Source organism: Kribbella sp. NPDC004536 (assembly GCF_042873835.1).
Classification (GTDB): domain Bacteria; phylum Actinomycetota; class Actinomycetes; order Propionibacteriales; family Kribbellaceae; genus Kribbella.
In genome coordinates, this window is record NZ_JBIALY010000005.1 from 68,574 (window position 1) to 92,218 (window position 23,645).

Here is a 23,645-nt window from a genome sequence, read left to right on the forward strand (position 1 = left end):
CGGTCCGTCATCCGATCATCCCCGTGTGGTCGTGGCGGGCTTCTTCGTCGTGGCCGGCTTCGTGGTGCCGGCCGGCGGCTTGGTCGTGTTCGCCGGCGGCTTGGTCGCTCCGGTCGTCGTTCGAGTGGTCGGCTTCACCGGCGTCACGGGCTTCACAGGTGTCGTCGGCTTCACCGCCGGCTTGGTGGTCGTCTTGGTGGTGGGCGTCTGCGGCCCGAACATCGCCGTACCGGCGCCGGCCTTGCCCTCCGCCGGTACGCCGAGCACCCGCCCGTCGGACAGCCGCAGGAAGACCGGGTTCGGGTTCGGCACCATGCCCATCCGCAGCGCCCGGTCGGACAGGTTCTGCGGCGACTCCAGCGCCCGGACCTGCTTCTCCAGCTGCTGCTGCTGATCACGCAGGTCGTTCGCCTGGCTGTTCAGCTTGGTGATGTCGAACGTCCCGCTCTGCAGCTGCGTGTTCAGCAGCAGCAGCCCGACCAGCCCGGCTGCCAGCAGCGACACCACGAAGATCACGAACGGCATCCGCGGCGGCCGGAACGGCGCGCCGTACACCACCCGCAGCCGTGGCTGCTCCTTCTTCGCGCCTGTGTTGCCAGGGGCCGGCGTCACCCGCGCCTTCTGCGGGCTGAAGACGGTACTCATCAGGCCACCAGTCCCTTCTCCCGGATCCGCATCGCCGCCCGGACCCGCGCGGAGGCGGCACGCGGGTTCACCGCGACCTCCTCCTCGGTCGGCCGTTCGGCGCCCCGGGTCAGTAGCTTCAGATACGGTTCGTGCCCGGCCGGGATCACCGGGAGGTCGTCGGGTACGTCGGACCTGGTGCCCGGCGCGAACGTCTGCTTGGTGATCCGGTCCTCGAGCGAGTGGTAGCTCATCACCACGATCCGGCCGTTCAGCGCGAGCGCGTCGAGCGCGGCGGGCAGCGCACGGCGCAGTACGTCGAGTTCGCCGTTCACCTCGATCCGCAACGCCTGGAAGGTCCGCTTCGCCGGGTGCCCACCGGTCCGCTTGCCGGCCTGCGGGATCGCGTCCCGGACCAGCTCGGACAGCCGCGCGCTGTTCGTGAACGGCTCGGCGGCCCGTTCCCGCACGATCCGGTCCGCGATCCGGCGGGCGAACTTCTCCTCGCCGTACTGGAACAGGATCCGCGCCAGTTCGGCCGCGCTGTAGGTGTTCACGATGTCGGCCGCGGTGGTCCCGCGGGTCGGGTCCATCCGCATGTCCAGCGGCGCGTCCTGTGCGTACGCGAATCCGCGGCCGGCCTCGTCCAGCTGCATCGACGAGACGCCCAGGTCGAACAGGATTCCGTCGATCGCCGGTACGCCGAGGTCCGCGAGCGCCCGTGGCAACTCGTCGTACACGGCGTGTACGAGGGTGAGCCGCTCCTCGTACGGTGCGAGCCGTTCGCCGGCGAGCCGCAGCGCGTTCGGGTCCCGGTCGAAGCCGATCAGCCGGACCTCGGGGAACCGCTGCAGGAACGCTTCCGAGTGACCGCCGAGACCGAGGGTCGCGTCGACGAGGACCGCGCCGGGATGCGCGAGCGCCGGTGCCAGCAGCGCGACCACGCGCTCCAGCATCACCGGCACATGCCGCTCCGCAGCGTCCATCTCGACCCTTCCCGTCATTCCCTGCATCGGCACTGCCCTGCAGCCGCGGGAACGACCCTGCCCCCGCAGGTCATGGTGTAGGTACGTGGGTAGACAGCACCGTCCGGTCAGATCGCGGGTACGCCTTCCGGGGAAGTACCTGCTCGGTCTTGGCGCCGGGGAAGTGACGCCAACACTCCAGGTCGGAAGTCGGACCCGTGATCTCACCGGACGGTCGGTGTTTCTCGGTCCACGCACACTGTTCAGCTTTAGAAGATGCCTGGCAGCACTTCCTCGGAGAGGTCGGCGAACGCCTGCTCCTGCTCCGCGGAGTACCGGTTCCAGTTCTCCGTGTTCCAGATCTCCACCCGGTTCATCGCCCCGATGACGACGCAGTCGCGGTCCAGTGCTGAGTAGTCGCGCAGCATCGGTGGGATGGTGACCCGGCCCTGCTTGTCCGGCATCTCGTTGGAGGCGCCGGCGAACAACATCCGTAGGTAGTCCCGGGCACCCTTGTTGGTGATCGGAGCCTGCTTCAACTGCTCGGTCAGCTGGACGAACTCACGCTCCGGCCACACGGACAGCGATCGCTCCTGTCCACGCGTGATCACCAGACCGTCGGCCAGCTCGTCCCGGAACTTCGCCGGCAGGAACAGCCGTCCCTTGTCGTCGAGCTTGGGGAAGTGAGTTCCGAGGAACACGCTCCACCTCCCCGTTGCGGACTCTCCGACTCAGGCGGGTGCTTTCCACCACTTCAGTTCCACTGCGCTCCACCTTACTCCACTTTCCACCACCGTCAACCAACTTCCGCCCCATTGCGCCCCCGTGGCGCCCTCGTGCCGCCTGAATCCAGGCCCGATTCACGCTCGGCGCCCGCGTGTCGCTGAGGTCTCAACCGCCGCCGCGCACCGGCGTGTGGAGCGAAGTGGAGTGCTCGGTGGAGCGATGTGGAGGACGCGGTGGAGGAAAGTGGAGGACGGCTGCCGGGCAGGCATGAACCATTTGTTCGGCCCGGTCGTGAACCAGGTACCGATTCGCAGCGTCGTACGCCCCACACGCCGCTGGTGCCGCCCGTACGCTTGGAGGGACGACCACCGACCCTTGAAGGCGTGCGCCGATGACGATCCAACCGCCGAGTGACGAAACTCTTGGCCCGACCCCTACAGAGGGTGAGAATGTGTCGGCAGTCAACGAATGGGGAGGAATCGGAGTGAGCACCACCGCGACCAGCTCGCCGCTGGCAGGAGCCGGGGACTTCGACGAGCTGTCCGAGGTGGCGGGACGCGTCCGCCGCGCCATGGAGCAGGTGATCGAGGGCAAACCCGACGTCGTCGAGGTCGCCGTCACGGTCCTGCTGGCCGAGGGCCACCTGCTGATCGAGGACGTACCGGGCGTCGGCAAGACGATGCTGGCCAAGGCGCTGGCCAAGTCGATCGACTGCAGCGTGCGGCGGATCCAGTTCACGCCGGACCTGCTGCCCTCGGACATCACCGGTGTCTCGGTCTTCAACCAGGAGATCCGCGACTTCGAGTTCAAGCCCGGCGCGGTGTTCGCGAACATCGTGGTCGGCGACGAGATCAACCGGGCCTCGCCGAAGACCCAGGCCGCGCTGCTGGAGTCGATGGAGGAGCGCCAGGTCACCGTCGACACCACCACGTACACGCTGGACGCGCCGTTCATGGTGATCGCGACCCAGAACCCGATCGAGATGGAAGGTACGTACCCGCTGCCGGAAGCCCAGCGCGACCGCTTCATGGCGCGGGTGTCGATGGGCTACCCGGAGCCGGCCGCCGAGTTGCGGATGCTGGACGGCCACGCGGCCGACGACCCGCTGGCGAACCTGCAGCCCGTCACCGACGGCCAGCAGATCCTCCGCCTGGTCAAGACGGTGCAGTCGGTGCACGTGTCGGAGTCGGTGAAGGAGTACGCGGTCGCACTCGTCGGTGCGACCCGGCGCTCGCAGGAGCTCCGGCTGGGCGCCAGCCCGCGGTCGACGCTGCACCTGATCCGGGCGGCCCGTGCGGCCGCTGCGCTGGACGCCCGCGAGTTCGTACTCCCGGACGACATCCAGGAGCTCGCGGTGCCCGTTCTCGCGCACCGGGTGCTGCCTGCGGCCGAAGCGCATCTCGGTGGGCGCGGTGCGGCCGACATCATCTCCGGGCTGGTGGCCACCGTGCCGCTCCCCCGTACTCGTCGGGACTGAGACATGCGGCAGGCACTGCGCGGACTGACCACCAGAGGGCGGGCGTTCGTCGCGGCCGGGATCACGGCATCGCTGTGTGCACTGCTGCTCGGCCAGAAGGATCTGCTGCGCGTCGGCATCCTGCTGGCCACGCTGCCGGTCGTCGCGGCGCTGGTGGTCGGCCGCACCCGGCTGCGCCTGCAGGTACGCCGGAGCCTCGCGCCGGACCAGGTCCCGGTCGGGACGCAGGCGACCGTCGAGCTGACCCTCAGCAACCAGGGCCGGATGCCCGCCGGGCTGCTGCTGCTCGAGGACCGTATTCCTTATGTACTGGGCCACCGCCCGCGCTTCGTCGTCGACCGCGTCAGCCCGAACTGGCGCCGTACCGTCACCTACCCGGTGAAGTCCGACGTCCGGGGCCTGTTCCAGGTCGGGCCGCTGATGCTGACCGTCGCCGACCCGTTCGGTTTGGTGGAGACCAGCCGTACGTTCACCCGCAGCCAGCACCTGCTGGTCACGCCGCGGGTGTTCCGGCTGCCCGAGATACGGCTCGGCGCGGACCGGGCCGGCGCCGGCGAGAACCGGCCGCGGGCGATCGCGTCCGCGGGTGAGGAGGACGCGACGGTCCGCGAGTACCGCGACGGCGACGACCTGCGCCGGGTGCACTGGCGGTCCACGGCGCGCCGCGGCGAGCTGATGGTGCGCCGCGAGGAGCAGCCCTGGCAGAGCCGGTGCGCGCTGTTCCTGGACGCGCGGACGATCTCGCACCACGGGCACGGTCCGTCGTCGAGCCTGGAGTGGGCGGTCAGCGCGGCCGCGTCGATCGGCATCGACCGGGTCCGCCGCGGGTACGTCACCACGATGCTCGGCGGTCCGACCACGCTGTCCGCGATCACGCACCGCACGTCGGCCGCCGTACACCAGCCGCTCTCGCAGCAGGAGCTGCTGACCGAGTGCGCGACCGTCGAGGAACACAAGTACGCCGAGATCGGTCCGCTGCTCACCGTCGACCGGCACCCGCAGGAGCCGAGCCTGGTGATCGCGATCCTCGGCGCGTGCAGCAGCGACGACGTGACCGCCCTGAACCGCTGGCGGACCAGCCAGGCGACCGGTGTCGCCCTGGTCCTGGACGCGGCGAGCTGGGCGGTCGGCGCCGAGGCGACCGAGAAGGTGGCCCGGCTGACCGCCGCCACGGACGCCACCGAGAACGAGTTGCGCCGCAACGGCTGGCGAGTCGCCAGAGTCCGCCGCGGCGACCACCTTCCCACGGTGTGGTCCGGTCTGGGACTGAGGAGTGGACGTATCGCATGACAGGCCATGCCAGGATCTCGATAGCTGCTTGGGGGGCGACCGCGCTCGGGTCGCTCGTGCTGACGCCGGTGTTCTCCGGGCCGTTCCTGTTCATCAGCGCGTTCCTGTGTGCGTTGATCACCGGGGTCGGCGTCGGCCTGCAGAACCTGCGGATCCCGCGGGTCGTCGTACCGATCGTCCAACTGCTCGTGCTGGTCGAGCTGCTGTCGCTGTTCTTCCTGCACGGCACGATGAAGTTCGGGCTGATCCCGTGGCGGGCCACCGCGATCGAGTTCAACTCGCGGATGGTCGACGCGATGGACTCGATCAACCGGTTCAGCGCGCCGCTGCCGCAGGACCCGCACCTGACGCTGTTCGCGGTGTCGGTGATCTCGGTGACCGGGTTCCTCGTCCACGTGATCGCCGTACAGTTCCGCCAGGCCGCGTGGTCCGGCCTGCTGTTGCTGATCATGTACACGGTGCCTGCCGCGACCGTGCACGGCGGACTGCCGTGGCTGCTGTTCATCCCGCCTGCGATCGGCTACATCGTGCTGCTGTCGGCGGAGGGGCGCAGCCGGCTCAGTCGCTGGGGCCGCCGGATCTCCGGGGTGTCACACCTGGACGCGGCCGAACCGGTCGAGGCGTCGGCGCTCGGCCAGGCCGGCCGCCGGATCGGCCTGACCGTGGTCGCGATCGCCGCCCTGCTACCGGCCCTGCTGCCGGCCCTGCCGGAAGGTGTCATCGGCAACGGTCTGGCCGGCGGCAGCAACGGCACCGGGATCGGCACGTCGATCTCGTCCACCGACCCGATGCTCGACATGGGCCGCAACCTCAAGCGGGGCGACAACCTGGTCGCGCTGACGTACAAGGGCGGCGCGTCCGGCGGTACGTACCTGCGGCTGACCGCGCTCGACCTGTTCGACGGCAACACCTGGCGGATCGCCCCCCGCGGCGAGGAACGCAAGCTGAACGGCAACCTGACCCCGCCGCCCGGTTTCAACGGCGACCTGACGAAGGTCCCGGTCACCTCGATGGAGATCAACGTCACCCGGGATCTGCGCTCGCAGCTCGTCCCGGTCCCCTATCCGCTGCAGTCGATCTCGCTGAAGAAGGACTGGAAGTACGACTCCGGCGCGCTGGACGTGATGTCGAGCGACGGCGGGATCATCGCGGGCAAGAAGTACAAGCTGACCGCGTACGACCTGGAGCCGACGCCGGACGAGCTGCACGACTCGATCACCACCGGCGCCCCGGACAAGTACACGATGACCGTGCCGGAGAAGACGCCGGACAGCATCAAGCACCTCGCGTACACGCTGACGGCCTCGGCCAGGGACAACAAGTTCGACGCCGCCGTCCTGCTGCAGAACTGGTTCCGCACCGGTGGCCAGTTCACGTACAGCACGGAGAACGTCAAGGGCAGCGGGATGGCCGCGATCGAGGACTTCCTGCTGACCAGCAAGAAGGGGTACTGCGAGCAGTTCGCGACCGGGATGGCGCTGCTGGCCCGGATCCTCGGCATCCCGGCGCGGGTCGGCATCGGCTTCCTGCCGGGGACGTCCGACAAGGACGGCGTGTACACGGTCCGGATGCACGACATGCACGCCTGGCCGGAGCTGTACTTCCAGGGTGTCGGCTGGGTCCGGTTCGAGCCGACGCCGTCCGCGCGGGTCGCGACCACGCCCGGCTGGACGGTGGCCGCGAACGAGCCCGCGATCACGCCGTCGACGGCGCCGACCAGCGGCCCGACGACCCCGGGCGGCAACGCCAGCGTGCCGATCGACAAGCCGCGGCACGACCCGAACCTGCCGGACCAGAGCGGGGTCCCGGCCGGTGGCGGTGGCAACTGGTTCACCCGCGGCGGCGGCCAGGCGATCGCCGGCGGGCTCGGTGTCCTGCTGCTGTTGTGCGTACCGTGGCTGATCCGGACGCTGACCCGCAGACGACGGTTCCTGCGGCCTCCGGGCCGCGCCGGGGCCGAAGGGTTGTGGGCGGAGCTCCGGGACACGTCGCGTGACCTCGGCCTGGACTGGTCGGACATCTCGACCCCGCGGCAGGCCGGTCAGTGGCTGGTGTCGAAGCTGCCCGACGAGACCCATCCGGCCGCGCGCCGGCTGGCCCGCGGCATCGAGGCGCTGCGGTACGCCGGTGCCGAGCACTCCGAGGTGGACCTGCGCGCCGACGCGGCTGACGTACGGAAGGCGTTGTGGGCACAGGCGCCGGCCCGTCGGCGCTGGCGGGCGCGGCTGTTGCCGCCGTCCTGGCGGTGGTACCTGAGCCGCGGCACGACCGAGGCCTCGGACCTGCTCGACGAGTTCGACCTGCTACTGGCACGGCTGCGGTCGCTGGTCATCCCGAAACGGCCGACAACGGGATCGCACCGGGGCTGATGACCCCGCGGTCCCCACCGCACAAAAACGGCCACACCCGTCCCACCAGGGCACGGGTGTGGCCGAAGGCTCAGGCTGTGGCCGTCAGAGATCTTCCTCGCGACGACGGCGCCAGCGGTCCTCCATCCGCTCCATGAAGCTGCCGGACGAGTCGTGCTTGGTCCGGTGCCGCTTGGTCGGCGGAGGCGGCGGGATGTCGTCGGACTCCCCCGCGTTGCTGATCCGCTTCATGCTCAGCGCCGCGATGTAGAGGCACGCCACCATCATCACGAAGCCGATCACTCCGATGATGGTGTTGGGAATGATCGCACCGGTCATCAGCACCGCGATGCCCAGCACGAAACCAACGCCGGCAAGTACTGCGCGGCGCCGGTAGTACAAGCGCACATTGGTCCCACGCATGGCGGAAACGAACTTCGGGTCTTCCGCAGCAAGGGCACGTTCGAGCTGCTCGAACTGGCGCTGCTCTTCTTCCGAGAGGGGCACCGTCGATCCCTCCATGATGAGCGCGATCTCGATAGGCCGCCTTCAGTCTAGGCCGCGCTCGCGTCACACGAAACCCTGACCGCCTGTCCAGCGCGTCACGGTCCCGCAACTGCCCTCGCAACGAAGGTCCCAAACCTGCATCGACCGGCGTGTCGGGTAAGTCTGTCGTCACTCTCCGTCGCAGCGCCTCAGCGGGTGGCGAGGATGTGCAGCTGGGTCGCGAGCGCCCGGAACGCCGGGTGCTGGCTGGCCGCGCGCTCGAGGTCCGCGAGCGAGTCGGCGGCACCGGGTTCGGAGTCGACGAACGCGGACGGCACCAGGTCGGCGAACGTCCGGACGCCGTGCACGGTGTGCACCATGAACCCGGTGTCGGCCAGCTGCGCGGTGATCCCGGCCTCGTCGAAGCGCCGCGGCATCGGGTCGGTCGCGCCCCAGCGCCCGTCCGGGTCCTGCAGCGCGATCCGCGCCTCGGCAAGGTGCCCGGCCAGCGCCCTCGCCAGGACGACGGCGTTGCGCTGGGCAACGAGCAGGCTGAGTACGCCGCCCTCGCGCAGTACTGACGCCATCGCCTGCAGCGCCTGCGCCGGGTCGTCGACGACCTCGAGGACACCGTGGCAGAGCACGGCGTCCGCGCTCGACTCCCCCGCCAGGCCGAGGAGCTCGGCCGCGTCGCCCTGGACGCCACGGACCAGTTCGCTGACGCCCTCGTCGCGGGCGCGCCGTTCAAGTGAAGCGAGTGCGTCCGGGCTCGGGTCGACCACGGTCACCCGGTGGCCTTCGACCGCGAGCGGTACGGCGAACCCGCCGGTCCCGCCGCCGAGGTCGACGATGTCCAGCCCGGCCCCGGGGTCGGTCCGCTCACGCGCCGCCAACGCAACGCGTAGCGCCTCACCCACCAACGCCGTCCGCACGCCGCGCCGCCGCCGCTCCACCATCAAGCCCTCCGCCTCCATGCGAACCCGCCGCGCCACACCCTACTTCCACTCCCGCCGGCAGCAGCCGTCCGCCTCACCCCCGAGTCGTGAGAAACGGCTCCGCCGGCCGGCGCTGCCCCACGACTCGGTGCTCCGAGGGGTCACGCGGGAGCTCGGGCTATCAGGTAGAGGCGACTGGTGGTTTCGGCGCGGCCCGGGAGCGGACCGCGGAGATACCACTCGAGGTCGGTCAGGCCGGCGGATTCGAGGAGGTGGACCAGCTGGGCGGGGTTGTGCAGGACGTAGTCGAGGCTGACCTCGTGGCCGAGGAACTCGTCGACGTGGCGGATCTCGTCGCCGGCGTGCAGGGCGAGGACGAGCCAGCCGCCGGGTTCGAGCGGGCGGGTCAGCGCGGCGATGGTGTCCGGCAGCTCGGACGCGGCGAGGTGGATCAGCGAGTACCAGGCGAGGACCGCCGACCAGCCGGAGCTCGCCGGCGGACGGCCGAGCCGGCGCAGGTCACCGACCTGGAAGTTCAGCTGCGGGAACCGCCGGCGCGCCTCGGCCACCATCTCCGGCGACAGGTCGATCCCGGTCGCGTCCGCGTCCCGGTCGGCGAGGTACGCCGTGACGTGGCCAGGCCCCGATCCGACCTCGACCACCGGGCGACCGTTGGCGTGGGCAATCACCCGGTCGAGCAGCCAGCGCTCGAACGGCAGCCCGTCGAGCTCGTCGAGCAACTCGTCCGCGTACGCCGTCGCGACCGCGTCGTACGCCGAACGCACCCGCTCGTCACGTGCGTCGGCGCCGTCGGCGATCACCGTGTCGCGGTCGACCGTCTCCACCGCCGCGGCGGTCTCGGCCTCCGGCACCGGCCCGAGCAGGTGGATCCAGCGGCGGTCGTGCTGGCCGACGCGACGTTCGAGTTCGCGGACGAGCGGCTCGGAACGGGCGGCCATCCGTTGCAGGCAGGCCTCCACGTCCGACCGGTCGTCGAACCGGTGCAGCCGCTCGGTCCGCGTCCGCAACTCACCCGGCGCCTGCGCACCGCGCAGCAACAGGACGGTGATCAGCGCCCGTTCGTCCGCTTCGAGCTCGAGCTTCTCGTCGAGAATCTGGTGGTACTTCAACGTCCGCCGGCCCGTGTCCGCCCAGACGATCCGCAACAGCTCGCGGTCCCGCAGGCCACGGGCGACCCGCTCGACGGCGCCCTGGTCGTAGTCCACGACCGGCTCGCGGTTGCTGGTCTGGTTGCAGGCGGTCCGCAGCGCATTCGCCGTCAACGGGTACGACGCCGGCACCGTCAACTGCTTCTCCAGCAAGCTCCCCAGAACCCGCTGCTCCTCGACATCCAACACCGGAAGTCCACTCACCCGGTTGACCCTAATTCACGATGGGGAGATCCAGGGGCTCGAAGGCGGTGCCGTTGCAGGACGGGCAGAGGATGTCGGACGCCAGGCCCGAGCCCGCGCACTCGGTGCACAGGCCGTCGTGCCAGGAGTCGCCGGACAGGGCCTGGTGCGGACGCGGGTAGTGGGTGTCCGGCAGGTAGCACTCGACGCCGGTGACCGCATGGACGCGACCGCACAGGTCCTTGCCCTGGCCTCGGGTGGGTTCGCTCACGGTCGGGATCTCCTCAGGTGCGGGGTGGTTCAGCTGGCTTGCATCCAGGACTGGGTGAGGACGGACTGCGGGTCGGTGGTCGCGGTGAGCACCGGGCTGGTGGACAGCCGCAGGCTCGCCTCGACCTGGGTGTAGAACGTGTCGACCGCGCGGACCAGGTCGTCGGCCTCACGGGTGCTGACGGCACGCTCCAGGCCGGCCTCGGCGGCCGCGCGCTGCGACGCACCGGCGGCGAAGAAGGTCGCCCACTCGCCGAACTCCGGCGCGACCTCGGCGAGCAGCACCCAGGCGTTGCGCTGGACCCGGCGCCGGCTGCCCGAGCGGACCGGGCGGGCGCGGACGGCGAGCACCGCCGCCGCGACCCGGAGTGCGGCGACGTGCGCGCTCGAGTAGCGGATCAGGTGGTCGCTGGTCTCGGTTGCCTCGGCCAGTGCGGCCCGGGCACGGAACAGCTCGCGGCTGGCCGCGCCGGCCGCGGCCAGCGATACCGGTGAAACTGTCATCGGTCGGTCACCCTCTCCAGTTGCCAACGGCCCGAGTCCGGGTCGTGGGCGAGATCGAACATCTCCTGCCGTCCGAACCGGCCGCAGCCGGCTTCCACCCGGAACACCGAACGCTCCGGTCCCCATTCCGCGTCCAGCACCCCGATGGCGGCCGAGCAGACCTCGGCGACGGTGGCCGCGTCGATCCGGGCGAGCGAGTCGCCGCGCGCCAGCGGGTCGTGCGTGCGGCCGGTGCCGATCACGCCGCGCTCCCACCAGGCGGCGGTCTCGGTCCACTGCGACCTGATCGCGCGCACCCGCCACAACCGGCCACGCCAGAGGAACTGGTCGGGGGTCAGCACACCGTCAACGTTCACCGAGTGCACCTCGACGGCGTCGTCGAACTCCCACATGGTCCATCTCCTCCTGCGCTCCGAACGCTTCCCCTGGTCGGCGGCCCGGCGGGTGGGCCCGGGGTGGGGGTCGAGGACCACCCCGGTGCCCGGCCCGCCGGGGCCACCGGATTCCGATGCGGCCGCAACTCCGCACCGGAGCCGTCCAGCTGCCCGATTCGCCCCGGGCCGGCCTCCCGACGAAACCGGGACCGAAGCAATCGAACATCTGTTCGAACAATGGAAGCGTATCGCCGCCCGCCGACAGTCGTCAACGGGAGCGTGGACCGGCGCGCCGGGGACCGGGACGCGGGCAGCACCGGCCGCCGGCCGGCTGCGCACGGTCCCGATCTCCATGACCTCATCGTCGACGACGCCACCGACAATTTCCGGACGGCGGCCGAACCGGGGTGCCAGGGCGCCTAAGCTCGGCCGGGTGAGCAGTCATCCCAATGTGCAGAAAGTGGCCGCCGCGTTGCGGGCGGCCGGTGCGACCGGCGAGATCGTGATCCTGGACGAGGCGGTGCCGACGGCGGCCGCCGCGGCGGCGGAGCTCGGTTGTGCGGTCGGTGCGATCGCGAACAGCCTGATCTTCGACGGCGACGGCGCCCCGGTGCTGATCCTGACCTCGGGCGCGCACCGGGTGGACACCGCGAAGGTGGCCGCCGGGCTCGGGATCGGGAAGCTGAAGCGGGCCACCCCGGAGTTCGTCAAGCAGCACACCGGCCAGTCGATCGGCGGCGTCGCCCCGGTCGGGCACCCGGGCCGGGTCCCGACGTACGTCGACACCGCCCTCGAGCAGTACCCGGTGATCTGGGCCGCGGCGGGCATCCCGCACTCGGTGTTCCCGACGACCTACGCCGAACTGTTGAAGCTCACCGAAGGTACGGAGCTCACCGTCAACTGAGGACCGCGGGAATGGCGGTCTGCACGAAGCGCCGGGTGAGCCCGGCGCGGGTGTGCCGCCACCACGGCCCGGTCCGCACCTCGTCGGTGTAGCGGCGCCGGCGGATGTCCTCGACGACGTCCGCGGGCGCCCCGAGCCGGGGCAGGACGTCGAACGCGGCCCGCTTGGTGATCAGGTCGCCGGTCGCCAGCGTCACGTGTGCCCGGGCGATCGTGAGCAGGCTCAGGTCGACCCAGATGTCGGCGTACCACGGTGTCCGCTTGCGGGTGACCGGCAGCCAGAACTCGCGCAGGTCCCGGCGGACGAACCCGAACAGCTCCTCGTCGGTCGTTGCCGGCAGCAACTCCGCGGGCGCCGGGCCGAACAGCGTACGGTTGCCGATGGCAAGCTCCCGGCGGGTCACCGGCGTCACCGGCCGGTCGAAGTAGCGGCCCTGGGCGAAGGTCGGGTGCCGCACCGACGGGTCCGACAGATCGGTCATGTACGAGCAGTGCAGCTTCGCCGCGAGCGGGTCGGAGCGGATCAGCTCTCGATGCAGCTCCGCGACGGCCGGAGGGGGCGGCTCCGAGACCACGACGATCACGTCCAGGTCGCTCCGCCCGAGCTGGTAGTCCCCCAATGCCAGCGATCCGTGCAGCCAGACCGCCTCGACTGCAGCCACCGCACGGACAGAACTGACGAAGCCGCCCAGCAACGGCTGGACGGCTTCGTCGATCACGCCGACAAGACTAGATGGCCGGGCGGACGTCCACGTCGGCGGCCCGTACGTAGGCCATCCGGTGCCCGAACCAGATCTGGTAGTACTTGTCCTTCCCGAGCACCTGGACGTGGTCGGCCGGCGGCTGCCCGTCGAACGTCACGGCCCGGTAGTAGTCGGTCTCGATGTTCAGGTCACCGACCGGGTAGGCCTGGCCGGTACCGATCGTGTACTGCAACGACGTCACCGTCTGGTACGGGATCCCGGCCGGGTACGCCGACTGCTCCGGGTAGGCCCGTCCGTACACCGGTACCGACGCGAGGCCCGCCTTCGGCTTCACGACCAGACCGGGCTTGGCGAACGCGTCCGGTGCGGACTGCGGGCTCTTGAACCAGCCGAGAGCGCCCAGGTACCAGACGGCCACCCAGTCGCCCTGGCGTTGCGCGACGACGTACTCCGAACCCGCGGCCGCCCGCGAGCCCATGTCGGACACCTCGGTCGTACCGTTGGAGCCATCCGGGTGCAGGCCGAGGTCCTTGACCAGCGGGGCGTTGTCGTCCGGCGCCTGGCGCAGGTAGACGAAGTTGGTGCCCTGCGGGGTGCACGGCGTACCCGCGGTGTCACAGCTGTTGACGACCTGGACGTTCCCCTGGAAGCCAGGCTTGATCGTGACGATCGAACCGGCCTTCACCGGCAGCACGGACTTGCCCCAGATCGGCGCACCGACCAGGTCCATGTAGTGCTCCCAGTCCCAGTACGGTCCCGGGTCCCAGTGCATGCCGCGGACCGTCGACGGGACCGTGCCCGGTACCTGGTCGTGGCCGATGATGTGCGCGCGGTCGAGCGGGATGTTGTTCTTCACCGCGAGGTAGCGCACCAGCTTGGCCGAGTTGCGGTACAGCGACTCGGTGAACCAGGTGGCACCCTGCGGTGCGAAGCCCTCGTGCTCGATGCCGATGCTGTGCATGTTCACGTACCAGTTGCCGGCGTGCCAGGCGACGTCCTTGGCCTTCACGTGCTGCCAGACGTGGCCGTCGTTCGAGCGCATCGTGTACTGCCAGCTGACGTAGGTCGGGTCCTGCACGAGGTTCAGGACGCCCTGCCAGGTGCCCTCGGTGTCGTGGATGACGATGTAGTCGATCTTCCCGGTCTTCGGCCGGTCCGCGAGGTCGTGGTTGCCGTAGTCGCCGTCGGTGCCGAAGGTCGAGTACGGCGCCGGCAGCCACTCGCAGCCGAGCGACGGCGGGCACTCCACGTTCGACGTGGACGGCTGGACTCCGGCCGGCAGCGAGAGCTTGCTCAGCTGCGCCTTGTCGGGCTTCACCGCGAGTGCAGGCATCACGATCTGCTGACCGGTGTTCGTGGTCCGGGCGGCACCCTTGGCCATGATCGCGTAGACGTCGTCGGCGAAGCCCCCGGCGCCGACCTTGTCCCAGGCCTCGGCGTAGGACGCGATCGCGCCGTACCACTGGGCCGGGGAGGTGCTCGTGCCGACCGGCAGGCCGAGCGACTTCTGGTACGACGCCAGCACCGCGGCGCCGCCGTCGATGTTGGCCCCGGTGTCGGTCCGCAGCGTGGACTGGTCGATGCCGGTCAGGTCGGACGCCTTCTTCAGCGTCTGCAGCGACTCGGCGGTGGCGACCTTCTGCTTGCCGGACAGGTCGGCCACCTCGGACGCACCCAGACCGGTGAGGTGCATCGGGCCGTAACCACCGGTGGTGCTCGGCGCGCCGGCGTGGTCGTCCCAGCGGGACTCGGCGTACGACACGGCCAGCAGCACCGGCTCGGGTACGCCGTACTTCGCGGCCGCGGCGCCGTACGCCGACTGACCGCTGACCGTCACGGCACCAGGCTGTGAGGCCTCGGCCGGTGGACTTCCCAACGACACGCCGACCACGGCGGTCGGCAGCGCTACCGCAGCGAGTGCGGCAAGAATCTTCGGACGACGCATGTTGATCTCCTGAACCCCTCGGGCGGGTGCCGGTCACACAGACCGGCAGCCTAGTCACTGTGGGTCGGGACGACGCGGATGTCAACGGTTAACGAAAACTGACGTCGTCGGGTTCGATACTGACGAAAACCTGACGGCCACCTCGGGTTACGGAGTACCGCGATGGAAGCGTTGCCGCTGGCGGTGACGACGGGCTGGGCGAGTGGTGTGAACGCCTACGCCTGCGTGCTGATCCTCGGTCTGCTGGGCCGCTTCGCCGGCGCCGGCGACGTACCGCACGCCCTCACCACGACGCCGGTGCTGATCGCCGCGGGCGTGCTGTTCGCGTTCGAGTTCGTGGCCGACAAGATCCCGTACGTCGATTCGGCGTGGGACGCGATCTCGACGGTGATCCGGCCGACGATCGGCGCGATCATCGCCGCGATGCTGTCCGGGCAGGCGAGCACGCTGCACCAGGCCGTGGTCGCGACCGTCGGTGGTCTGGTTGCGCTGCTCTCGCACACGGTGAAGTCGAGTCTGCGGCTCGCGATCAACACTTCCCCCGAGCCGGTCACCAACATCGCCGCCTCGTCGGGAGAAGATGTCGCGGTCGCCGGGGTGGTGTCGCTGGCCGCGTTCCATCCGGAGGCGGCGCTGATCATCGCAGGCATCCTGCTGGTCATCGGCCTGATCGCGGTCTACTTCGCGTTCAGGTTCATCCGGCGCGGGTATCTCAGGTTCAAGGCGTGGCGAGAGAAACGTGGGAACAGCAGTGGCTGAGGTGATTGTGGTCGGGGCCGGTCTGGCCGGTCTTGCGTGTGCTGTGCGCTTGGCGAAGCTCGGCCACCAGGTGACCATCTGCGAACGCGACGAGCACCTTGGTGGTGTCCTGGGTCGCGTGGAAGCCGACGGCTTCACCTGGGACGCAGGGGCAGCCAGTACGACGCTCCCGGCCGCACTGCGCGACCTGTTCCGCAAGAGCGGCCGGCCGATCGAGAGCCTGGTCCAATTGGAGCCTGTGACCGAGCCGCGCCGCCACATGTTCTCCGACGGCTCCGTCCTCGACCTGCCGATCAGTGACCGTGGCTCGCAAGAGGAGGCCTGGACGGACCTCGCAGGTGCACCGGTGGCCGCGCAGTGGACGAAGCTGGTCGACGCGTACGGCGACACGTGGCAACTGCTCCGCAAGACCTCGCTGGAGCCACCGCTCGAGGACAAGCTGCCGATCAAGGCCATCCGCGCCCTCAAGCCGTGGCAGTCACTGGAGAAGGTCGCGCAGCGCGAGCTCACCGACGAACGCGCCCGTGCGGTGCTCAGGCACTTCGCAGCACAGGGCGGGTCGGACGCAGGGCTCACACCGGGGTACGTCGGCGTGTGGTCGTACCTGGAGCGCACCTTCGGTCGCTGGACGATCCCAGGTGGTTTCGGTGCACTCGCGGACGCTCTGGTGCAGCGTGCGAGCGAGCGGAAGATCACAGTCCGTACCAGCGCCGAGGTGGTCGCGGTGACGACGGCCAACGGCGCAGTGAACGGCGTGCGGCTGTCGGACGGCGAGGCGATCCGCGCTGACATCGTGGTGAGCGACATCGACCCGCGAGTGCTCTACGAGTCCATGGTCGACGACCGTGCCGCCAAGAAGGTGCGGAAGCGGACCCTGTCGACACACCAGGCACAGGCGGCGTACGTCGTACACCTGGGGCTCAAGGACCCGGTGCCGGACCTGCCGTTCGAGACCGTGCTGCACGGCACGCCGACCGTGGTCGTACGGACAGGTGGTACAGCACCAGCTGGTCACCAGGCGTGGTCCGTGCTGGTCCACGGCTACCCGACGGACGACGTACTGGACCTCTTGGTCGCCCGTGGCCTCCATGTAAGGGACAACGTCGTGTCGCGGCAGACCTCGCCGTCGTGGTGGGCCGGCGTCGCGTGGGAGGGGTACAGGACCGCCCGCCGCCGGGCCTCGAACGTGTCCCCGGTGAAGGGCCTGTACTGCGTCGGCGCGGGCGCGCACCCGGGCTCCGGTGTGCCCGCCACCACACTGGGAGCGGCGATCGTCGCGGACGCCGTCGGGAAGGCCTGAGACCGCCGTGTGGTTGGACAGGTGGGCCAACTAAGATTGGTTGTTCTTGTGTTCTGAGTCCCGGCGGTAGAGAGGACCTCGGTGGATCAAACCCCCACATCGGCCGATCACGACAACCACGAGTACCGTGACGACGTCGAGCGGGCTGAGCTGGCGGCTGAGCAACAACATGTCGACCGGGTGTACGGCCGGGTCGAGGAGGCCGCCCGGTCCGCGTCCCGGATCGCGGTCGAAGGACACCAGCGCGGCCAGGCGCAGAACGTCGGCCGCGTGCGTGAGGAAGAGCAGACCGGCCTGTACGAGCGGGACGTGCTGGTGTTCGCGGCCGCCCGCCGGATCGCCGAGCTGGACGCCGAGCACGAGGGCCTGGTGTTCGGCCGGCTGGACTCCGACCGGGGCGACGACCAGCCGCCCGCCGCGACCGCGGCCGCGCTCGACAAGCTGTACGTCGGGCGGATCGGTGTCCGCGACGCGGAGTACGAACCACTCGTGATCGACTGGCGGGCACCCGCGGCCGAGCCGTTCTACCGCGCTACCCCGACCGACCGGCAGAAGGTCGTCAGGCGGCGCGTGCTGCGGAACAAGGGCGCCAAGATCGCCGGACTCGAGGACGACCTGCTGGCGCCGGAACGGGCGCCGGAAGACCTGCCGGTGATGGGCGAGGGCGCGCTGATGGCGTCGCTGTCGAGGGCCCGTGGGCACACGATGCGCGACATCGTGGCCACCATCCAGGCCGAGCAGGACGAGGCGATCCGGGCACCTGCCCGCGGTGTGACCGTGATCGGCGGTGGACCGGGCACGGGCAAGACCGTGGTCGCCCTGCACCGCGCGGCCTACCTGCTCTACAGCGACCGCCGTCGCTTCGAGCGTGGTGGCGTACTGGTCGTCGGGCCGTCGGCAGCGTTCATGGCGTACATCGAGCGGGTTCTCCCGAGCCTCGGTGAGAACACGGTCTCGCTGCGGGCCGTCGGTGAGCTGGTCGACGGTGTGAAGGCGACCGCGGTCGACAACGCCGAGGTGGCCGCGATCAAGGGCTCGCTGCGGATGCGCAACGTACTGTCTCGTGCAGCCCGTGACCGGGTGCCGAACGCGCCGACGACACTGCGCGTGTTCGTCGGTGGCGCGACCGTCGAGCTGGACGCGAACCAGCTCGACAACGTCCGCCGCAACGCATTGCGGCGGACCGCTCGCAACCGGGCGGCCGCGGAGGCGCGGAAGGGTCTGATCGCAGCGCTGTGGCAGCGGTTCCCGGAGGATCTCCGTAACGGCCCGCTCGGCGACCGTGAGGCCTTCGGTGACCGGGTGACGGATACCCCGGCGTTCCGGTCGTTCTTCAGCGCGTGGTGGCCGGTCCTGACGGCCGAGTCGGTACTGCGCTGGCTCGGTGACGCGCGCCGCCTGCAGCGCTGGGGCCGCAACGAGCTGACCCCTGCTGAGGTCGACGCGCTCGCCACCGCGATCCGCACGACCGACGAGTTCACGATCGCGGACGTGGCGTTGCTGGACGAGCTCGGTACGTTCCTGGGCCGCGCGCCGGTGGTCGAGAACACCGACGAGGAGTTCGACTGGCTCGAAGGGCTCACGGACGGCGTCAACGAAGTACTGACCAGCTCCGAGCGCCGGGCGCGGGCCGCGGCGGCCCGGGAGGCCGAGGAGCCGGAGGAGTACGCACACGTCCTGGTGGACGAGGCGCAGGACCTCTCCCCGATGCAGTGGCGGATGGTCACCAGGCGCGGCCCGCAGGCAAGCTGGACGATCGTCGGCGACCTCGCGCAGAGCTCCTGGCGGGACCCCGCCGAGGCACAGGCAGCGATGGACTCGATGCTGTCGCACCTGCAGCGGCACACGTTCCGGCTGTCCACCAACTACCGGAACTCGGCCGAGATCTACGCGTTCGCGGGTCAGGTGATCCGGCAGTCGATCCCGGACGCCGACCTGCCGAACGCGGTCCGCAGTACCGGGGTCGAGCCGGAGCACCGGATCTTCGACGCGGGCAAGGTGGCCGAGGCCGCCGGCGACGCGGCGGTGGAACTGCTCCAGCTGGTCGAGGGCACCGTCGGTGTCATCGTCCCGCCGGCGCTGCGGCCGGCCGTCGACCCGGTGCTCGCCGAGCTCGGCGATCCGCGGGTCGTTGCGGTCAGCCCCTTGGACTCGAAGGGCCTGGAGTACGACGGTGTCGTGGTCGTGGAGCCGGACCGGATCGTCAGCGACACGCTCGGCGGCGTCCGCGCGCTGTACGTCGTACTGACCCGGGCGACCCAACGGCTGGTCACCGTCAACAGCACCACCCGCTGGTTGCCCTAGCCGCGGGGTACGACGTACTGCACGAGGTCGGCGTCGTTCGCGGCGAGGTCGGCCCAGTGCGTGGTGAGGTGCAGGATCGCCAGACCGGTGGTCGGGTACTTCTGGGTGAGCTCGACCCGCTCCGGGCTCGTACCGTCCAGCGCGAGCTCGTCGGCCAGCCACGGGATGCCCGGGGCGTGGCCGACGACGACCACCGTGCGGGCCTTCGCCGGGGCGTCGTGGATGACGTCCAGCAAGGTGTCGGTGTCTGCGTTGTAGATGCGCTTGTCGTACCAGACGTCCTTGGCGGTGACGCCCGCGTCGGCGACGTACTTCCAGGTCTCCCGGGTGCGCTTCGACGGCGAGCACAGGACCAGGTCCGGTTCGATGCCTTCGGCAACGAGATGCCGGCCGGCCGCGCTCGCGTCCGCGCGGCCGCGGTCGGCCAGCGGGCGCTCGAGGTCCGGCAGCTCCGGCCTGCTCTCCGGCGGCACCGCCTTCGCGTGCCGGAGCAGGACAAGGGTGCGGTCGATCAACAGGTCCGACGGGTCAGCCATTGGCTCAGGATACGTTGGCGCCCTGGAGGTTACGGAAGACCTGTCGGGTTGCCGTGGATCTGTTCAGCGTAATGAAATGAATGCCGGGTGCGCCGCCGGCCAGCAGCCGCTCGCAGAGCTCGGTGGCGATCTCGATCCCGACCTCGCGGACGGCGGCCGGCTCGTCCTCGACGGCCAGCAGGCGATCCGTCACATCGGCCGGCAGCGCCATTCCGGTGAGTTCCGCCATCCGCTGGATCTGCTTGATGTTGGTCACCGGCATGATGCCCGGCAGCACCGGGATGTGGCAGCCGAGCGCGGCCGACCGCTCGACCAGCCGGAAGTAGTCGTCGGCGCCGAAGAACATCTGGGTGATCGCGTAGTCGGCGCCTGCCTGCGCCTTCGCCGCCAGTACCTGCGCGTCCGCCTCCAGCGAGGCCGCCTCCGGGTGCTTGTCCGGGAAGGCGGCGACGCCGACGCAGAAGTCGCCGAGCGAACGGATCAGCTCGACCAGCTCGATCGCGTGGTTCAGGCCGTCGGGGTGTGCGACCCAGGCCTGGTTCGGGCCGCCCGGCGGGTCGCCGCGCAGCGCGAGCATGTTCCGGACGCCGGATCCGGCGTACGCGCCGATCACCGAGCGCAGCTCGTCGCGGGAGTGCGCGACGCAGGTCAGGTGCCCGAGCGGCGTCAGCGAGGTGTCCTGCGCGACCCGCTCGGTGACCCGGATGGTGCCGTCCCGGGTGGTGCCGCCGGCGCCGTAGGTGATCGAGACGAACGTCGGGTGCAGCTGCTCGATCTCGCGGATCGAACGCCACAGCACGTCCTCGGCCTCGGGGGTCTTCGGCGGGAAGAACTCGAACGAGAAGGACCGCTCCCCGGCCGCCAGCAGCTCGCGGATGGTCGGCGCACCGCCGGGAAGCGTCGAGGGAAGTCCGTTCGCCATGCGGTTCAGGTTACCCGGGGTGAGCGCCGCCGTCTGCCCACCGGCTACGCTCCGAGACGTGGACGATGTCGACATCCCGGGCGGGATCCAGCGGGCGCTGAGTGGGTTCCTCGACCGGCAGGAGCAGCGGCTGGCGGCGATCGGCCCGGAGCTGACCGAGCAGGTACAGGCCGCGCGGGACGCGACCAGCGGCGGCAAGCGGCTGCGTCCGTCCTTCTGCTACTGGGGTTTCCGGGCCGCGGGTGGTGATCCAGGTTTGCCGATCCTGACCGCCGCGGCGAGTCTGGAGATGCTGCACGTCAGCGCGCTGGTGCACGACGACGTGATGGATTCCTCCGACGTACGGCGCGGTCAGCCGGCCGCCCACCGCCGGTTCGAGGCGCTGCAGCGCGAGCGCGCCGAGAAGAGCGGGCACGGTGGCGACCCGGTCGGGTTCGGCGTCGGCGCCGCGATCCTGCTCGGCGACCTGTGCCTGATCTGGGCCGACGAGCTGCTGCACACGTCCGGCTTCGACGCGGCCGCGCTGGCCCGCGCCGAGCAGTACTTCGACGCCGTCCGCGTCGAGGTGACCGCCGGGCAGTACCTCGACCTGGTCGCGCAGGCGAGCGGCGAGTCCGACATGGACCTGGCGTTGCGGGTGCTGCGCTACAAGTCGGCGACGTACACGATCGAGCGGCCGCTGCACATCGGCGCCGCGCTCGCCGGTGGGGACGAGCGGCTGATCGCATCGCTGTCCGGGTACGGCGCACCGCTCGGCGAGGCGTTCCAGCTGCGTGACGACCTGCTCGGGGTGTTCGGCGACCCTGCACTGACCGGGAAGCCGGCCGGCGACGACCTGCGCGAGGGCAAGCGGACGGTGCTGATCGCGTACGCCGTGGACCACGCGTCGGAGATCCAGCTGACCGAGTTCAACCGGCTGTTCGGGCGGCCCGACCTGGACGACGACGAGATCCAGCTGCTCCGCGAGATCCTCCAGGACTCCCGCGCCGTACAGGCTTGCGAGGAGTTGATCACCGACCGCACCGAGGACGCCCTCGACGCACTCGACCGCGCGGAACTCGCCGGCGACACGGCCCGCAAGGCGCTGACCGACCTGGCGATCGCGGCCACGGCGCGGGTGGTGTAGTCGTGGTTCAAGTGCACGTCAGCGACGTACCGATCGCCGACGAGGCGGCGGCGGTGCAGCTCATCGTCGATGCGTACTACGGCCACCAGGCGGAGTGGATCGCGTTCACGCCGGAGCAACTCGGCGACGAGTTCTTCGAGCTGCGGACCGGCCGGGCCGGGGCGATCACGCAGAAGTTCGTGTCGTACCGGATGGGGCTGGCCGTGGTGGGCGACATCGCAGACCGGGTCGCGGCCAGCAAGCCGCTGGCGGACTGGGTCCGGGAGAGCAACCGCGGGCGCAACCTGTTGTTCGCCCGGGACCTGGACGAGTTGGAGGAGCTGCTACAGCACCGGCAGTGAGCTCAGCAGATCGGGCGTGGTCGCCTCGGCGATCAGTACGCGGAGCTGTCCCGAGTTCGTGGTGTCCTCGGTGAAGATCTGCAGCGCCACGTCGACGGTGTCGTGGTCGTGCTCGAGCAGGTTGCGCAGACCGGTCCACAGCACGACCTCGGGCGATCCGGTCGACCGGTCGCTGAGCGAGTCGGCCAGCGCGTCCCAGTTCCGCCCGAACCAGCGCGGCAGGTCGAACGCGGTCGCGCACAGGTCCAGAAACCCTGCCTTGTCGTGGATCTCGCCGGTGTCGAGCAGCACGAACCCGAAGCCGGCCGCGGCCGCAGCCCGCCGTACGTGGTCCGCACCGGGAGCGTCCGGCCACCGGTAGACCCCCGGCGCGAGCCCGCGCAATGACTTCATGAAGTTCCCCCGTCTTCCGCTATGCGGCGGAAGGACTTGTAGTGGTCGTCGGTGTAGTAACGCTCGCCGGCGTTCCCGGTCACGATCCGCCGCGCACCACGGTCCTTCTCCCCGGGGGTCTTCACGGTGTACTCGTGGTAGTAGCCGCTGTCGTGCTTCGGCAGGATCTTCTCGAAGTTCCCGAACACCACACCGTCGCGGCTGTACGGGTACGGGCCGCCCTGGTCGATCAGCTTCAGCGTGTTCTGCGCCTCCTGCGGGAGGTCCGCCACGGCGACGTACTTGAGCCCACTGGTCGGGTCCGTCCCGCTGGAGCTCTTGGTGTCCGCCGAGCATCCGAACAGCGACGCAGCCAGCGTGATCACCATCATCGCGATCACCACGACCGCGACGATCCGCGCGGTCTTCTGGTTGTTGATCACCGGCTGAGCCTCCGGCTGAACTCCGCCGCCGCCGCTCCCGGGTCGTCCGCCTCGGTGATCGCCCGGACGACCACCACCCGGGTCGCGCCGGCCTCGATCACCTCGTCCAGGCGCTCCAGGTCGATCCCACCGATCGCGAACCACGGCTTCGGCTGCCGGCGGCCCGCGGCGTACGACACGAGTTCCAGCCCGGCCGCCTGCCGGCCCGGCTTGGTCGGCGTGGCCCAGGTCGGACCGACGCAGAAGTAGTCCGAACCGACCTCGTCGATCGCGGCGTTCACCTGGCTGAACGAGTGCGTCGAACGCCCGACGACCGGCCCCGGACCGACGATCGCCCGGGCCGCGTGCACCGGCAGGTCCCGCTGTCCAAGGTGCAGTACGTCGGCCCCGGCCGCGAACGCGATGTCGGCGCGGTCGTTGACCGCCAGCAGCTTGCCGTGCCGCTTGCAGGCATCCGCGAACACCTCCAGCGCGGACAGCTCGTCCGCGGCCTCCATCTCCTTCTGCCGAAGCTGCACGATGTCCACCCCACCAGCCAGCGCGGCGTCCAGGAACTCTGGGAGATCGCCCTGCTTCTCCCGAGCATCCGTGCACAGGTACAGGCGGGCATCCGCGAGGCGGTCGGTGTGGTCAGTCATG

At 70.3% G+C, this 23,645-nt stretch carries 26 protein-coding genes; 10 read left to right on the forward strand and 16 right to left on the reverse strand.

The window, feature by feature from the left end; all coding sequences use genetic code 11:
• Nucleotides 1–15 precede the first annotated feature (15 nt).
• The 3 genes from ACFYRU_RS36250 to mraZ all read right to left on the reverse strand — a co-directional run bounded on the left by ACFYRU_RS36250 (nucleotide 16) and on the right by mraZ (nucleotide 2,290).
• Nucleotides 16–645, reverse strand: a complete 630-nt coding sequence (locus ACFYRU_RS36250) for a hypothetical protein (RefSeq protein ID WP_387667596.1) — start codon at nucleotides 643–645, stop codon at nucleotides 16–18.
• Nucleotides 645–1,610, reverse strand: coding sequence for a 16S rRNA (cytosine(1402)-N(4))-methyltransferase RsmH (gene rsmH, locus ACFYRU_RS36255; protein ID WP_387667598.1), 966 nt, complete (start codon nucleotides 1,608–1,610; stop codon nucleotides 645–647). Before rsmH ends, ACFYRU_RS36250 begins: the two co-directional genes overlap by 1 nt.
• 248 nt (nucleotides 1,611–1,858) lie before the next feature.
• Nucleotides 1,859–2,290 (reverse strand): division/cell wall cluster transcriptional repressor MraZ, encoded by a 432-nt coding sequence (gene mraZ / locus ACFYRU_RS36260; RefSeq protein ID WP_344201077.1) that lies wholly within the window; start codon nucleotides 2,288–2,290, stop codon nucleotides 1,859–1,861.
• A 563-nt stretch (nucleotides 2,291–2,853) separates the two neighbouring features.
• On the opposite strand from mraZ, the gene ACFYRU_RS36265 reads away from it, so the two are divergent.
• Genes ACFYRU_RS36265 through ACFYRU_RS36275 form a run of 3 tightly spaced genes read left to right on the forward strand, consistent with a single transcriptional unit; the run spans nucleotide 2,854 to nucleotide 7,451 of the window.
• A complete protein-coding gene (locus ACFYRU_RS36265) occupies nucleotides 2,854–3,792 on the forward strand; it encodes an AAA family ATPase (RefSeq protein WP_387668505.1) in 939 nt (312 codons plus the stop codon).
• 3 nt (nucleotides 3,793–3,795) lie between these two features.
• Nucleotides 3,796–5,082, forward strand: a complete 1,287-nt coding sequence (locus ACFYRU_RS36270; protein WP_387667600.1) for a DUF58 domain-containing protein — start codon at nucleotides 3,796–3,798, stop codon at nucleotides 5,080–5,082.
• A complete protein-coding gene (locus tag ACFYRU_RS36275) occupies nucleotides 5,079–7,451 on the forward strand; it encodes a transglutaminaseTgpA domain-containing protein (RefSeq protein WP_387667602.1) in 2,373 nt (790 codons plus the stop codon). The genes ACFYRU_RS36270 and ACFYRU_RS36275 overlap by 4 nt, the downstream gene beginning before the upstream one ends.
• 84 nt (nucleotides 7,452–7,535) lie before the next feature.
• On the opposite strand, the gene ACFYRU_RS36280 is transcribed toward ACFYRU_RS36275, so the two are convergent.
• The 6 genes from ACFYRU_RS36280 to ACFYRU_RS36305 form a co-directional block, all read right to left on the reverse strand.
• Nucleotides 7,536–7,952: a DUF3040 domain-containing protein gene (locus ACFYRU_RS36280; RefSeq protein WP_387667604.1), complete on the reverse strand. Its 417-nt coding sequence runs from the start codon at nucleotides 7,950–7,952 to the stop codon at nucleotides 7,536–7,538.
• A gap of 173 nt (nucleotides 7,953–8,125) precedes the next feature.
• Nucleotides 8,126–8,872, reverse strand: a complete 747-nt coding sequence (locus ACFYRU_RS36285) for a class I SAM-dependent methyltransferase (protein ID WP_387667606.1) — start codon at nucleotides 8,870–8,872, stop codon at nucleotides 8,126–8,128.
• Between the two features lie 140 nt (nucleotides 8,873–9,012).
• On the reverse strand, nucleotides 9,013–10,224 hold the full coding sequence (locus tag ACFYRU_RS36290; RefSeq protein ID WP_387667608.1) for a DUF480 domain-containing protein: 1,212 nt from the start codon (nucleotides 10,222–10,224) through the stop codon (nucleotides 9,013–9,015).
• 10 nt (nucleotides 10,225–10,234) lie between these two features.
• Nucleotides 10,235–10,474 (reverse strand): hypothetical protein, encoded by a 240-nt coding sequence (locus ACFYRU_RS36295; protein WP_387667610.1) that lies wholly within the window; start codon nucleotides 10,472–10,474, stop codon nucleotides 10,235–10,237.
• 29 nt (nucleotides 10,475–10,503) lie between these two features.
• Nucleotides 10,504–10,977 carry an SAV_6107 family HEPN domain-containing protein gene (locus tag ACFYRU_RS36300; protein WP_387667612.1) on the reverse strand — a complete coding sequence of 158 codons (474 nt, stop codon included), beginning with the start codon at nucleotides 10,975–10,977 and terminating at the stop codon, nucleotides 10,504–10,506.
• Nucleotides 10,974–11,369 carry a DUF6504 family protein gene (locus ACFYRU_RS36305; protein WP_387667614.1) on the reverse strand — a complete coding sequence of 132 codons (396 nt, stop codon included), beginning with the start codon at nucleotides 11,367–11,369 and terminating at the stop codon, nucleotides 10,974–10,976. Before ACFYRU_RS36305 ends, ACFYRU_RS36300 begins: the two co-directional genes overlap by 4 nt.
• Before the next feature lie 219 nt (nucleotides 11,370–11,588).
• Here ACFYRU_RS36305 and ACFYRU_RS36310 point away from each other — a divergent pair, with 219 nt between their 5' ends.
• Nucleotides 11,589–11,774 (forward strand): hypothetical protein, encoded by a 186-nt coding sequence (locus tag ACFYRU_RS36310; protein ID WP_387667617.1) that lies wholly within the window; start codon nucleotides 11,589–11,591, stop codon nucleotides 11,772–11,774.
• Nucleotides 11,775–11,784: 10 nt separating this feature from the next.
• A complete protein-coding gene (locus ACFYRU_RS36315; RefSeq protein ID WP_387667620.1) occupies nucleotides 11,785–12,255 on the forward strand; it encodes a YbaK/EbsC family protein in 471 nt (156 codons plus the stop codon).
• Here the strand turns inward: ACFYRU_RS36315 and ACFYRU_RS36320 are convergent.
• Nucleotides 12,248–12,973 (reverse strand): nucleotidyltransferase domain-containing protein, encoded by a 726-nt coding sequence (locus ACFYRU_RS36320; protein WP_387667623.1) that lies wholly within the window; start codon nucleotides 12,971–12,973, stop codon nucleotides 12,248–12,250. The two genes, ACFYRU_RS36315 and ACFYRU_RS36320, sit on opposite strands and share 8 nt — an antisense overlap.
• A 10-nt stretch (nucleotides 12,974–12,983) precedes the next feature.
• Nucleotides 12,984–14,903 carry an N-acetylmuramoyl-L-alanine amidase gene (locus tag ACFYRU_RS36325; protein WP_387667626.1) on the reverse strand — a complete coding sequence of 640 codons (1,920 nt, stop codon included), beginning with the start codon at nucleotides 14,901–14,903 and terminating at the stop codon, nucleotides 12,984–12,986.
• A 162-nt stretch (nucleotides 14,904–15,065) separates the two neighbouring features.
• Between ACFYRU_RS36325 and ACFYRU_RS36330 the strand changes: the two genes are divergently transcribed.
• From ACFYRU_RS36330 to ACFYRU_RS36340, 3 genes are all read left to right on the forward strand, one after another.
• Nucleotides 15,066–15,662, forward strand: coding sequence for a DUF4126 domain-containing protein (locus tag ACFYRU_RS36330; protein WP_387667629.1), 597 nt, complete (start codon nucleotides 15,066–15,068; stop codon nucleotides 15,660–15,662).
• Entirely contained in the window at nucleotides 15,655–16,962 is a 1,308-nt protein-coding gene (locus ACFYRU_RS36335) for a phytoene desaturase family protein (protein WP_387667632.1), read from the forward strand. Before ACFYRU_RS36330 ends, ACFYRU_RS36335 begins: the two co-directional genes overlap by 8 nt.
• A gap of 81 nt (nucleotides 16,963–17,043) precedes the next feature.
• The gene (locus ACFYRU_RS36340; protein WP_387667635.1) at nucleotides 17,044–19,266 is read left to right on the forward strand and encodes a HelD family protein; all 2,223 of its coding nucleotides are present in this window, start codon (nucleotides 17,044–17,046) and stop codon (nucleotides 19,264–19,266) included.
• On the opposite strand, the gene ACFYRU_RS36345 is transcribed toward ACFYRU_RS36340, so the two are convergent.
• Entirely contained in the window at nucleotides 19,263–19,802 is a 540-nt protein-coding gene (locus tag ACFYRU_RS36345; protein ID WP_387667638.1) for a SixA phosphatase family protein, read from the reverse strand. The genes ACFYRU_RS36340 and ACFYRU_RS36345 overlap by 4 nt on opposite strands.
• Before the next feature lie 4 nt (nucleotides 19,803–19,806).
• Nucleotides 19,807–20,724: a methylenetetrahydrofolate reductase [NAD(P)H] gene (gene metF / locus ACFYRU_RS36350; RefSeq protein WP_387667641.1), complete on the reverse strand. Its 918-nt coding sequence runs from the start codon at nucleotides 20,722–20,724 to the stop codon at nucleotides 19,807–19,809.
• Nucleotides 20,725–20,782: 58 nt separating this feature from the next.
• On the opposite strand from metF, the gene ACFYRU_RS36355 reads away from it, so the two are divergent.
• Nucleotides 20,783–21,850, forward strand: a complete 1,068-nt coding sequence (locus tag ACFYRU_RS36355; protein WP_387667644.1) for a polyprenyl synthetase family protein — start codon at nucleotides 20,783–20,785, stop codon at nucleotides 21,848–21,850.
• Between the two features lie 2 nt (nucleotides 21,851–21,852).
• Nucleotides 21,853–22,191, forward strand: coding sequence for a DUF4180 domain-containing protein (locus tag ACFYRU_RS36360; RefSeq protein ID WP_387667646.1), 339 nt, complete (start codon nucleotides 21,853–21,855; stop codon nucleotides 22,189–22,191).
• On the opposite strand, the gene ACFYRU_RS36365 is transcribed toward ACFYRU_RS36360, so the two are convergent.
• The 3 genes from ACFYRU_RS36365 to thiE are packed head-to-tail and all read right to left on the reverse strand — an operon-like array spanning nucleotide 22,174 to nucleotide 23,644.
• On the reverse strand, nucleotides 22,174–22,584 hold the full coding sequence (locus tag ACFYRU_RS36365; protein WP_387667649.1) for a barstar family protein: 411 nt from the start codon (nucleotides 22,582–22,584) through the stop codon (nucleotides 22,174–22,176). The two genes, ACFYRU_RS36360 and ACFYRU_RS36365, sit on opposite strands and share 18 nt — an antisense overlap.
• Entirely contained in the window at nucleotides 22,581–23,006 is a 426-nt protein-coding gene (locus tag ACFYRU_RS36370; RefSeq protein WP_387667652.1) for a ribonuclease domain-containing protein, read from the reverse strand. The genes ACFYRU_RS36365 and ACFYRU_RS36370 overlap by 4 nt, the downstream gene beginning before the upstream one ends.
• A complete protein-coding gene (gene thiE, locus ACFYRU_RS36375) occupies nucleotides 23,003–23,644 on the reverse strand; it encodes a thiamine phosphate synthase (protein WP_387667655.1) in 642 nt (213 codons plus the stop codon). The genes ACFYRU_RS36370 and thiE overlap by 4 nt, the downstream gene beginning before the upstream one ends.
• Between the last annotated feature and the right edge of the window lies 1 nt (nucleotide 23,645).